Raw genomic sequence first — 11702 nt, 5'->3', positions numbered from 1 at the left:
TTACTTGTTTCTACTCACATTTTTTAACCATAACATATGAAAAATAAACGGACATAAGAAAGTAATTGTAATTCCAGTCAGTACATAACGTAAATAATACATATCAGGTATTACTTTTTTTAATATGAGCTGCATCATGAACATGAAACTAAGACCTAATACTGTTTTTACTATTTGTATTTTTAAACTATTATTTTCATTCATTTTAATAAAATGATTCTCTAACATGATACCAATCGTAGAACCTGTCAAAATTCCAAGTAATTTTAAATGCTCTATTTGGTCTGTCATAAAATACATAATAAGTGAAACAGCCAATACAATTCGTTGTAACAATATGAATCTCTTATCACTTAATCCTACTGTTACTTTCGTATATAAATAAACAACGATAACACTAATTAAAACGGCACCCATTATATCACTGAGCCAATGTACACGTAAATATAAACGAGAGGTAGCAACCAATATAATAAAAACAATACCAATGATCCAAATCATTCTCTTTTTACATAAAATCATGAATGAGCTCCAAAATGTTGTCGCTAACTGCACGTGTGTACTTGGGAACGAATAACCTGCGGCTGATTTTTCATATAAAGCTTGAATTCCGTCGTATGTATACGGTCGTGGGATTTTCATACATTCCTTTACCGCTATCCCTATATATCCAGAGAAACAAAGCATAACAATCATATGAAATGCTTTTCTTTTAGAAACGCACCAATATAAAATCGAAATAATAACTAAATACAACGTTTCATTTGCAATACTAGATACAAGTTTAAAAAATGTTGTAAGTACACTTCCCTCCAAACTTATCATCCATTCAAGAAATAACCTATCAATATTAACCATAAAAAACGATACCTCCTAAAAACAACTTCTGCTATTTGCCAGCAATTCAGATAGACTAGTTGATTAACATTTCAAATTTATACACCTACTTACGTTACAGATTAAGAATATATAGTACCACATACTAAAAACAGATTATATGTTAAATCCTCTAATCATTTCTATAAATTTCAATGGTATTTTGAGCTTTATATACAAATCCATTACAATTACAAATAAAAAAAACCGCCTTATGTAAGGCGGTTTCTATCATTTTGCTTTAACCAATTTAAAATAAATATATACGATTGATAGTGAATATAACGTATGCAAAATAAAAGAAATAAAAGGGCAATTCCAGTGCTACTATACAGCAAACCAAATTTTAAAAAAACATTTAAAAGTGGTGGGAAGTTCGTTACGTTTTGTAATGTAATGAGCATACTAAACAAAAGGAAAAACACTGGAGCATATTGTAATTCATATGGCTTTCTCTTCTTATTCATTCTTTTTCGAATAAACATATGAATTAGCTCTGCTACTAAAAAACACCCTCCAATTAATACAAGACCAGAAGTTATCGTCATACATCCACCTGCCTGATATTTATCTCAAATAACCAGTCATTGCTATATTTTCTTCACATATATTCCATCTTCCACATTAAATCCAAAACTCTCTATGAAGGATTTAGCTTGTTCTGTTAATGCCTTTTGTAATACCTTTATCTCTTTCACATTTCTTTCTTTCATCATCGTTTCAAATGTAAAATACGTATTTGTCCCATAACCGTAACTATGATAATCGAAGTGAATAATTAACTGAGATAAAACCGCACTCTCCTCTTGTACACTATAGTCTATTACACCAATATATGTATCATCTACTTTCACACAATACTGTACTTGATTCTCAGTTAAACTATGTGAGCGAAACATTTCTTTAACAACGCTGTCATTTTCTACAGTTACTTTTTCAAACGTAATCATATGTTGTCCATCCTTTTACTATTATTGTATCAATAATACATCCTATTTATGAAAAAAACCTTAAGACCATATGCGATCTTAAGGTTTTTCTAATTAAACTAAGCTATACGCACGTTTCGTTTCTTCGTGGAACTTATTCGTATCGTATTTATGCTCAACATAAATTTGATGCCATACCATAAACGCAAGTACAGTCCAAATTTTACGGCTATAATCGCCTTTATCCGCACAATGTGCTTCCAGTAAGTTTAATACATACTGTTTGTCGATTAAATGCTCTGTTTTACTCTCGTTTATAATATTAATAGCCCAATCATGCATTTCGTCTTTTAACCAGTGACGAATTGGTACTGGGAATCCAAGTTTTTTACGATCTAATACGTGATCTGGAACGATTCCGCGTGCTGCTTCACGTAAAATAGCTTTCGTAGTTCCGTTAGCAATCTTAAATTCAGTTGGAATTTTAGACGCAACATCAAATACTTCTTTATCTAAGAACGGAACACGAAGTTCTAATGAGTTTGCCATTGTCATTTTATCAGCTTTTAATAAAATGTCACCGCGTAACCATGTGAACATGTCAATGTACTGCATTTTGCTTACATCATCATAATCCTTAATTTCGTTATACAATGGTTTCGTGATATCCATATAGTTAACACTTTCATTGTAATACTTCATTAATTCAGCTTTTTCTTCTTCACGGAAGATTTTCGCGTTTCCATAGTAACGCTCTTCAATTGGCGTACATCCACGCTCTAAGAAGCTCTTACCTTTAAAGCCTTCTTTAAGAGCACCACTTAATGCTTTTAGAACGCTCTTACCTGGGCTAGGAATGTAAGAGAACATTTTTAGTGAATTTGGCTCACGATAAATGTTATAACCACCAAATAGCTCGTCTGCACCTTCGCCTGAAAGAACAACTGTTACATGTTTACGTGCTTCTTTTGCAACGAAGTACAATGGTACAGCTGCTGGATCTGCTAAAGGATCATCCATGTGCCAAATGATTTTTGGGAACTCATCCATAAACTCTTTCGCTGAAATGAATACGTTATGGTTTTTAACGCCTAATTTCTCAGCAGTTTCTTTTGCAACATCAACTTCACTGAAACCACGTTGCTCAAAGCCAACAGAGAATGTTAAAAGATTTGGATTCATTTCTCTTGCGATAGAAGCGATGATAGATGAATCGATACCACCAGATAAGAATGAACCTACTGGTACATCACTGCGCATATGCACTTTTACTGAATCATATAACACATCACGAATTGCTTGGATATGCTCCTCTTTCGTTGCACTTGAAGCATTGAAATAAGGTTTCCAGTAGCGATGGATTTCCATCTCTTTACCGATTTCTTTTACGAAATAATGACCAGGTTCGATTTTATTAACATCAATTGTTAATGTTTCTGGCTCTGGACCATATTGGTACGTAAAGTAATGTTGTAGTGACGTTGGATTAACGCCTTTATCTTCCATCACATGCATAATACTTTTCTTCTCAGAAGCGAAGAATGTAGTATCGCCTTGTTGTGCAATGTATAAAGGTTTAATACCGAAATGATCACGTGCACCGAAAAGTTTCTTCTCTTCACGATCCCAAATCATAAATGCAAACATACCACGTAGGTAGTCTACACATTTTTCTTTCATATGTGCGTACAATGCAATGATAACTTCTGTATCAGATTGCGTTGCAAACGTTGCACCTTTTTCAAGTAACATTTCACGTAATTCTACATAGTTGTAAATTTCACCATTAAAAATAATTACATATCGATCATTTTCATAAGTTAGCGGCTGATGTCCTGCCTCTAAGTCAATGATACTTAAACGGCGGAAGCCAAATTGTACATGTTCATCACGAAAATATCCTTCGTCATCTGGACCACGGTGGAAAATCATCGTGTTCATATTTTCAAATTGATGTTTTTCTGTTTCTGAAAACTCTCTAGGGTTTTCACATAAACATCCTACAAAACCACACATACTTCTTACCCTCTTTCAGTTTTCATTCTGTCTCTATACTACTATATCAACCCTATTTATACTAGCATAATCAACTGAATATGGCGACCAAAAACTATAAAAAAATCACTCCATTTCACATTTTTAACAATTTTTTATGAAAACATGAAAATTAGGCAATCACCTTTCTCCGCTTTTGTCATATGATATTGCAAATTGATTTCTAGGAGGGAATACCATGAGTGAAGAAAAAAAAGACTCTTCTCGCCCACCGGTTCGCAATTATTTAAAGCAAATTGATGATTTCTTCGAGCAAACACCACTTCGCAATGTAATTGCTGATTTAAATCATTTTTTCCAAAAAGGAAACCGTTTATTAACATTCCCTGTAGATTTATACGAAGTTGGCGAAGAACTCGTTGTTACAGCTGAACTACCAGGTATACAAAAAGAGCAAATTCAAATTGAAATACAAAGTGAATACTTAAAAGTCTCTGTAAAAGAAGAGATACTAGAAGAAGAAGAGCAAACATCCCATAACTATTATCGACGAGAACGCTCCATTTCAGAAGCATCAAGATTAATTAAGTTGCCGTATTCAATTAATAAAAAAGCGGCGAAAGCTTCTTATCAAAACGGCGTATTAGAAATTCGAGCACCGAAACTTCCACAGCAACATGACATTTTATCCATAGACTAATGTAAAAAAAGAAGGGTGCTTTCATTGCACCCTTCTTTTTAATCCGCTAATCGCTTCATATCACGTATAATGTCTTCATACGGCGTATTGCTAATACCATTATACTTTTTCATTACTTTTCCATTTTGATCAATTAAATAAAATGATGTGCCATGTATAACTTGACCATTCTCAGGTTTATCTACAAGTGATTGGAAATTATCTTTTGAAAACTTCGTAATATCCTCTAATGAATAACCTGTCAGTAAATTCCAGTTACTAGTATCCTCTGTAAACTTTTGAATGAAAGCCTTCAAATTCTCCGGCTTATCAAGGTCTGGATCTACACTAAACGAGACAAACTGAACGTCTAATTTCTCTTCTTTTGCCATCTTTTGCAATTTTGCCATATTAGCAGTCATTGGCGGACAAACAGTTTGGCAGTTTGTGAACATAAAATCTGCAACCCAAACTTTCCCTTTTAAATCTTTCGTACCAAATGGCTTTCCATCTTGATTTGTAAATTGGAACGTTTCTAAATCCCAATTTAATGGTTTACGAAGCTTTGAACCTGATCCACTACATCCAGCAAGTACAAAGAGACAAAATACAACCATAAGACCAATTATTTTTTGATAACGCTTCATTTATAAACCTCTTTTCTCTATCCTAAATTTAAATAGGTTATGTTTATCATAACAAAAGTTAACACTACGAGAAAATTGTTTACTACATTTGTTCACGAAATCGTACGAATTTACGTATGTTACTTCTTTATTTCAAGCGAATTACTAGACAAACTATATTTTTTTACTATTATTTCTCTAAGTAAAAGTTGTAAAACCCATTGTATTGTTACTTTTGTAAATACAGCTCCCTATTTTTTAACAATTCCTTAAACATTCATCCATGTTATACACTGTATTCCTTAACAACATTTCGGTACAATACAATTACAAAGATTTTAAATGAGGTGATATTCATGACAAAACGTTATGAAAACATGGGTAATGTGAGCACAAAAAAATCAATTCGTTCCTTTATACGTTGGCGAAAAGAGCGAAAACAAAATAAAAAGGACTTTTCTTTTTTAGTAGAACAATCACCTGTTAAACAAAGTAAATTCCTACAAAACAACTTTGAAAAAACGACTGTAACTTGGATTGGTCATTCTACATTCCTTATTCAAACGAACGGACTAAACATATTAACAGATCCAGTATGGGCTACTAAATTAAAATTAGTTCCGAGGCTTACTGAACCTGGACTTTCTATACAAGAACTACCTAAAATTGATATTGTCCTCATTTCGCACGGTCATTATGATCATTTAGATTTTTCAACGCTTCGCCAGCTAAATGATGATGTACTATACCTTGTACCAATTGGGCTAAAAAAATTATTTACTCGCAAAAAATTTACTAACGTAGAAGAGTATAATTGGTGGGAGAATACAACGATTAATGATGTTTCCTTTCACTTCGTCCCTGCTCAACACTGGACGAGAAGATCATTATTTGACATGAATACATCTCACTGGGGTGGGTGGATTATTAATAATGAAACAACGGAAGAAACCATTTACTTTTGTGGAGACAGTGGCTATTTTAAAGGGTTCAAAGAAATTGGCAAACGCTTTTCAATTGATATTGCCCTTATGCCAATTGGAGCATATGAACCAGAATGGTTTATGAAAATATCTCACGTTTCACCTGAAGAATCAGTGCAAGCTTATTTAGATTTAAATGCTACACACTTTATACCAATGCACTACGGAGCTTTTGCACTAGCCGATGAAACACCCCGCGAGGCAATAACAAGGCTTCGAAATGATTGGAATTTACGTATGTTACCGTGGGAACAACTGCATGTACTCTTTTTAGGTCAAACTTTCACTTATAATGGCGTAACAAATGATAAGCAAATAAATGAAAAAATTGAAACGTTACAAGTATAACATAACTACTTATTTTCTATATTCAACATATACTATAGAAAATCATAAAGTGAAACTTTAATCAGTAGGTGTTTTTTATGAATGAATATTTACAGACTCGCTATATTATTAGTGGTAGCGCCTGTATAGCCCTTCTTATTTCTTACTTTCTATTCACATAAAGTGAAACTTTAATAAGCGGGAGTTCTTCATCTCCTACTTAACCAATCGCCCGTAAATAGAGGTATAAAAAAAGCTACTTGAAATTTATTTCAAGTAGCTTTTTTATTACTCTGCTAAATACATAAATCCGATTGCACCCGGACCTGTATGAGTACTAATAATAGGCGTTGTAAAGAAAATTTCTGATTTAGCAAATCCACTTACTTTTTCTACAGCCGCTTTTACATTTTCAGCTAAAGGAATTGCTTTCGCATGTGGAATTGCCACAGCTTTTACAACTTTTCCAGCTGTATCTTCCTCAAATAACTTAGCTAACGTTTTTACAATTTGACCTTGGCTACGTACTTTCGTTACAGGGTTATAAACACCTTCTTCAAGACTAGCAATTGGCTTTATATTAAGTAGCGAACCGATAAACGCTTTTCCTTTACCGATACGCCCACCCTTCACTAAGTTTTCTAATGTATCTACTACTACATATAAACGAGTATTCTTTCTTACTTCATCTACACGTTTTAAAATTTCTTCTAGTGAGCGTCCTTCATTTGCCATTTTCGCAGCTTCAACTACTTGATATGCTAAAGCATGTGTAATAAATTGCGAATCAACAACTGTTACTTTTGTGTCGGTCATTGATGCAGCACTATTTGCAGTTGCTACAGTACCACTCATTCCACTTGTCATATGAATGGAAAGTACTTCACTTCCATCTTCCCCTAACTTGTCATACATTTCTACAAATGTACCCATTGCTGGTTGTGATGTTTTTGGTAGTTCCTCTGATTTAATCATTTCTTCAATAAATTCATCTGGTTGTAGATCAACGCGATCTAAATATGTTTGTCCATTTACAGAGATTGATAATGGTAGAACATGAATGTCATACTTCTCAATTACCTCTTGTGATAAATCCGCCGTTGAATCTGTTACAATTTTAATTTTTTGCATATTATATTCTTCCCTTTCCAATACGCTCTCCTTGTTATTATACTAGTATTCCCATTGCTTTCAACAATTTGGAACGAAATTTCATCAAATTAATTATATTTTCATACCTAAAATAAAAAAGACAGAGCTCCTAACCCTGTCCACACTCTATATCATGCATTTTTTTCAAGAGTATTTGTTTTATATACATTTAAATAATCATTCCACTTCAAACAATTTTGTAAATATTCACGGAAAGAATACGAAAATCTTGGGTGTTTTTGTTTTTGAATTTTTGCAATAAATAATTGAAGACGAGACTGAATTAGAAACGACAATGGATGCTGTGCCTGTAGGACAGGGATTTCAAATATTTTAATACAATCCCCTGTTGAATGAGTGAAATAAAAACTTTTCGTAATCACAATATCAATCCTCTTTTTCATTGGATTTTTGAACTTCTTCTACTTTACGCTGTAACACGTTGTTTAAAGTGGCGACTCCCATGATACAAAAGTATCCTTAGACAATCTCTGTAGTTCTTATGGTTAGAAGATTTATACTCTATTCATCTCCACCTAATCCATCCCCCATCCTAAATTTCTAATAAGACGAGGACTCGTTATCCGTATATTGCTTAATATATTCAGTATAAACTTATAAAAGCGCAAAGTTTGTCTAAATTTTGGAGATTCTATATTTTTTTTCTTCTCTATATTGTATACGTTTATAGCTAGAGTATAACAAATAAATAAAAAAAGTGCCTTTATAACGAGGCACTTTTCGACTGAATTTCTTCTTCTCTTTTCTTTTTTCTCTTACTAACAACCTTTGATAAAGCAATACTAATTTCATAAATACAAATAAGCGGTACCGCAACTAAACTATGAGATAAAAAATCTGGCGGTGATATACACGACGCAATGATAATCAGTGCTACGTAAGCATACCTTCTTATTTTTATTAGAAGTTCTGCCGTCAATAGTCCAATACTCGTTAAAAACATTACTACTACAGGCAATTCAAAAATTACAGCAAATGGAACTGTTAAATTAAGAACAAAATGAAAATACTTTTCTGTCGTAAACATCGTATTAAACATTTCATTACCTATTGTAGTTAAAAAATGAAATAAAAATGGCATTACAACGAAATATCCAAAGCATAAACCTGCAATAAATAATATAGACAATACCGGTATATACATTACTGTCATCTTTTGTTCATTTGGATGTAAACCCGGTTTTACAAATAACCAAATTTGTATAGCAGCAAAAGGAATTGTACAAACAATAGCAAATACTGTAGCAATCGAGAAAAAAATCCACAATACATCACTTGGACCGAGAACAGTTAATTTCATTGGTAAATCTTTTACAAGCCAAAAATAAATATCCTTCGTAAAAGTAAACCCAACAATTAAAAATAGTACAAAGGATAACACTGTATATATTACTCGTTTGCGAAGCTCAACTATATGTTCTACTACACTCATTTCCCGATCTTCCATCTCGTTCACCACACTTTATTTATCCATTACAAGGAAAAATCATTACATTTTTTCTTTCTTTTCCTTCTCTTGAAATGCATCGTCAGTCAATTCTTTCGTTGATTTTTTGAATTCTTTTAACGTTTCCCCTAAAGCCTTTCCGATTTCCGGCAATTTTTTCGGCCCAAATAAAATAAGTACAGCTACTAAAATTAAAATTAATCCTGGAAAGCCAATATTTGAAAACATTTCTCCATCCCCTTTATTAGTAGATTCCTTGTCCTACTATTGCATAATTTTATTTTGTCAAAAAAGTTTGAAAACGTCAACAAAACCATTGCCTTTTGTCAAAAAAATTCAAAAATATAATCAATTATACAAATTTCATTTTCTATTGCTCTTGTGTATGATATGGTAAGGGAAACGACATATTATTTTATAATAGTAGAAAGGATTGGCATTATGACTGAAAAAATGACACGAATGACCCAATTTGTAAAAGAAGAAATTGCAAATGCAATCACACATGGTATCGGTGCCATTTTAAGCATCCCTGCCTTAATCATATTGATTATTCATGCCTCTAAGCATGGTACTGCATCTGCTGTTGTTGCATTTACGGTTTATGGTGTAAGCATGTTCTTACTGTACTTGTTTTCAACATTGTTACATAGCATTCACCATCCAAAAGTAGAAAAATTATTTACTATATTAGATCACTCAGCCATTTATTTATTAATTGCAGGCACATATACTCCTTTTTTACTTATTACACTTCGTGGACCATTAGGCTGGACGTTACTTGCTATTATATGGACACTCGCAATCGGAGGTATCATCTTTAAAATTTTCTTTGTACGTCGCTTTATTAAGGCCTCAACGTTATGTTATATCATTATGGGATGGCTCATAATCGTTGCTATTAAACCACTTTATGAAAATCTAACTGGGCACGGTTTTTCACTACTGTTAGCGGGCGGAATTTTATATTCTGTAGGGGCTATATTCTTCCTTTGGGAAAAGTTACCTTTCAACCATGCCATTTGGCATCTTTTCGTTTTAGGTGGTAGTGCGATGATGTTTTTCTGCGTACTCTTTTATGTCTTACCAACAGCATAATAAAAAAGGTTTCAGCTTATATAAGCTGAAACCTTTTTTATTATTTATGTAATTGTGATGCGATAACATCTTGTGTATGCTTCGTTAACTCTTTAATATCCATATTCGCATACTCTTCAGGTGTAATCGGCTTAGAAATTGTTACTGTTGCATGAGCTCGCTTCATACGGTTTCCATTCGCTTCAAACATTTTATATGTTCCATCTAATGTTACAGGTAAAATTGCTACACCAGATTTTACTGCAAGGTGAAAACTTCCAGCCTTAAACTCTCCGATTTCGCCACCTTTACTTCTCGTCCCTTCTGGGAAGATTACGATAGAATGTCCATTCTTTAATAGCTCGATTCCATCTTTAATCGCTTGAAGTGATTGACGACGATCGCTACGATCCATAAATACACAATTCATAAGTTCCATCCAAGTTGGTACAACCGGGAACTTCTTAATCTCTGCCTTTGAAACGAATCCAATTGGTTTATTTAAGTAACCTAGTAAAACTGGGATATCCATATTACTCTGGTGATTACTTACAACTAGTACTGGCTTGTCTTTCGGAACATTTTCTAGTCCCTTTACTTCTACTGTAGATCCGGCTACACGTACCATTTTCTTACCAAACCAATTTGTCGTTTTATATACAGCATTATCTTTTTCTTGTGGCGACATCGTATTTACTTGTCTTTTAAGACGCCACATTCTTGGTGTAATCGCAATTACGATTAAAATTAAATAAAAGATTTTAAAAAACGTTTGAATCATACAGAACCCCCACCTATTATCATTCCGACCTTCATTATACTAGACAAACGAAGGAAAAAGAAGAAAAAATGTCCAAACAACAAGTGTTTGGACATTTTTAAGTGTTATAGATTAGAAACGTTTTGCTAATTCACGAGCATTAGCAATTGCTGCTTCTTTAATTTCTTGTGCTTTTTCAGGGTTTGCATTCATACCTTCAACTGCAATATATTCAGTTTCATTTACACCAATGAATCCTAATACTGTTTTTAAGTGATTGCGACCGAAGTCTACAGCTGCGTATGCTCCTTCAGAATAAACGCCACCTGTTGCTTGAATGTGAAGTGCTTTTTTACCTTCTAATAAGCCAACTGGACCATTTTCAGTATACTTGAATGTTTTACCTGCAATTGCTAAGTTGTCTAAGTATGCTTTTACTACTGGTGGGTAGCTAAAGTTCCACATTGGAGTTACGAATACATAACGATCTGCATGCATAAATGTTTCTAGGTTTGTGTTCATTGCTGCTACTTTTTGTTGTTGAACTTCAGTTAAAGTTTCAAAGCCTTCACCTGCTGCAAATTTACCCCAAGCAGCAAATACATCTGCATCGATTGCTGGTACTGTAGTGTTGAATAAATCAATTGTTACCACTTCATCTTGTGGATGCTCATTTTTGTAAGCTTCGATGAAAGCTTCCCCTACTGCCATTCCGAAAGAACCTTCTGCTGAATTTGGATTTGCTGTAATAAATAATACTTTTGTCATTGTATTCTCTCCCTTTTACTCATTTTATCTTTAATATGAGATTTATAATTCGAAAGTAAATA

General features: G+C 33.3%; 14 protein-coding genes. 3 read left to right on the top strand and 11 right to left on the bottom strand.

Annotated elements, in window-relative coordinates; all coding sequences use genetic code 11:
- The 4 genes from ACZ76X_RS16540 to asnB form a co-directional block, all read right to left on the bottom strand.
- Nucleotides 1-858 carry a phosphatase PAP2 family protein gene (locus ACZ76X_RS16540; protein WP_479851037.1) on the bottom strand — a complete coding sequence of 286 codons (858 nt, stop codon included), beginning with the start codon at nucleotides 856-858 and terminating at the stop codon, nucleotides 1-3.
- A 230-nt stretch (nucleotides 859-1088) separates the two neighbouring features.
- Entirely contained in the window at nucleotides 1089-1424 is a 336-nt protein-coding gene (locus ACZ76X_RS16535) for a hypothetical protein (RefSeq protein WP_479851036.1), read from the bottom strand.
- Between the two features lie 42 nt (nucleotides 1425-1466).
- A complete protein-coding gene (locus ACZ76X_RS16530) occupies nucleotides 1467-1826 on the bottom strand; it encodes a GNAT family N-acetyltransferase (protein WP_479851035.1) in 360 nt (119 codons plus the stop codon).
- Nucleotides 1827-1919: 93 nt separating this feature from the next.
- On the bottom strand, nucleotides 1920-3821 hold the full coding sequence (gene asnB, locus ACZ76X_RS16525; RefSeq protein WP_000333816.1) for an asparagine synthase (glutamine-hydrolyzing): 1902 nt from the start codon (nucleotides 3819-3821) through the stop codon (nucleotides 1920-1922).
- Nucleotides 3822-4038: 217 nt separating this feature from the next.
- On the opposite strand from asnB, the gene ACZ76X_RS16520 reads away from it, so the two are divergent.
- The gene (locus ACZ76X_RS16520; protein ID WP_001288087.1) at nucleotides 4039-4500 is read left to right on the top strand and encodes an Hsp20/alpha crystallin family protein; all 462 of its coding nucleotides are present in this window, start codon (nucleotides 4039-4041) and stop codon (nucleotides 4498-4500) included.
- Nucleotides 4501-4538: 38 nt separating this feature from the next.
- On the opposite strand, the gene ACZ76X_RS16515 is transcribed toward ACZ76X_RS16520, so the two are convergent.
- Nucleotides 4539-5126 carry an SCO family protein gene (locus ACZ76X_RS16515; RefSeq protein ID WP_078418580.1) on the bottom strand — a complete coding sequence of 196 codons (588 nt, stop codon included), beginning with the start codon at nucleotides 5124-5126 and terminating at the stop codon, nucleotides 4539-4541.
- A 335-nt stretch (nucleotides 5127-5461) separates the two neighbouring features.
- Here ACZ76X_RS16515 and ACZ76X_RS16510 point away from each other — a divergent pair, with 335 nt between their 5' ends.
- Nucleotides 5462-6436 carry an MBL fold metallo-hydrolase gene (locus ACZ76X_RS16510; RefSeq protein WP_479851034.1) on the top strand — a complete coding sequence of 325 codons (975 nt, stop codon included), beginning with the start codon at nucleotides 5462-5464 and terminating at the stop codon, nucleotides 6434-6436.
- A 267-nt stretch (nucleotides 6437-6703) separates the two neighbouring features.
- Here ACZ76X_RS16510 and ACZ76X_RS16505 read toward each other — a convergent pair whose 3' ends face one another.
- The 4 genes from ACZ76X_RS16505 to ACZ76X_RS16490 all read right to left on the bottom strand — a co-directional run bounded on the left by ACZ76X_RS16505 (nucleotide 6704) and on the right by ACZ76X_RS16490 (nucleotide 9263).
- The gene (locus ACZ76X_RS16505; protein WP_041184214.1) at nucleotides 6704-7546 is read right to left on the bottom strand and encodes a DegV family protein; all 843 of its coding nucleotides are present in this window, start codon (nucleotides 7544-7546) and stop codon (nucleotides 6704-6706) included.
- Nucleotides 7547-7698: 152 nt separating this feature from the next.
- Nucleotides 7699-7950 carry a DUF2535 family protein gene (locus ACZ76X_RS16500; protein ID WP_000629012.1) on the bottom strand — a complete coding sequence of 84 codons (252 nt, stop codon included), beginning with the start codon at nucleotides 7948-7950 and terminating at the stop codon, nucleotides 7699-7701.
- Nucleotides 7951-8291: 341 nt separating this feature from the next.
- Nucleotides 8292-9035 carry a twin-arginine translocase subunit TatC gene (gene tatC / locus ACZ76X_RS16495; RefSeq protein WP_479851033.1) on the bottom strand — a complete coding sequence of 248 codons (744 nt, stop codon included), beginning with the start codon at nucleotides 9033-9035 and terminating at the stop codon, nucleotides 8292-8294.
- A gap of 42 nt (nucleotides 9036-9077) precedes the next feature.
- Nucleotides 9078-9263: a twin-arginine translocase TatA/TatE family subunit gene (locus ACZ76X_RS16490; protein ID WP_000492443.1), complete on the bottom strand. Its 186-nt coding sequence runs from the start codon at nucleotides 9261-9263 to the stop codon at nucleotides 9078-9080.
- 213 nt (nucleotides 9264-9476) lie between these two features.
- Here ACZ76X_RS16490 and trhA point away from each other — a divergent pair, with 213 nt between their 5' ends.
- Nucleotides 9477-10133, top strand: coding sequence for a PAQR family membrane homeostasis protein TrhA (trhA, locus tag ACZ76X_RS16485; RefSeq protein WP_000136894.1), 657 nt, complete (start codon nucleotides 9477-9479; stop codon nucleotides 10131-10133).
- 40 nt (nucleotides 10134-10173) lie between these two features.
- Here the strand turns inward: trhA and ACZ76X_RS16480 are convergent, their stop codons facing one another.
- Nucleotides 10174-10893 (bottom strand): lysophospholipid acyltransferase family protein, encoded by a 720-nt coding sequence (locus ACZ76X_RS16480; protein ID WP_479851032.1) that lies wholly within the window; start codon nucleotides 10891-10893, stop codon nucleotides 10174-10176.
- A gap of 111 nt (nucleotides 10894-11004) precedes the next feature.
- A complete protein-coding gene (locus ACZ76X_RS16475; RefSeq protein WP_283791093.1) occupies nucleotides 11005-11640 on the bottom strand; it encodes an FMN-dependent NADH-azoreductase in 636 nt (211 codons plus the stop codon).
- Nucleotides 11641-11702 lie beyond the last annotated feature (62 nt).

Source organism: Bacillus sp. BC05(2025), assembly GCF_056725905.1.
The sequence above is the reverse complement of the archived record's forward strand: the minus strand, read 5'-3'. Positions and strand labels throughout refer to the sequence as shown.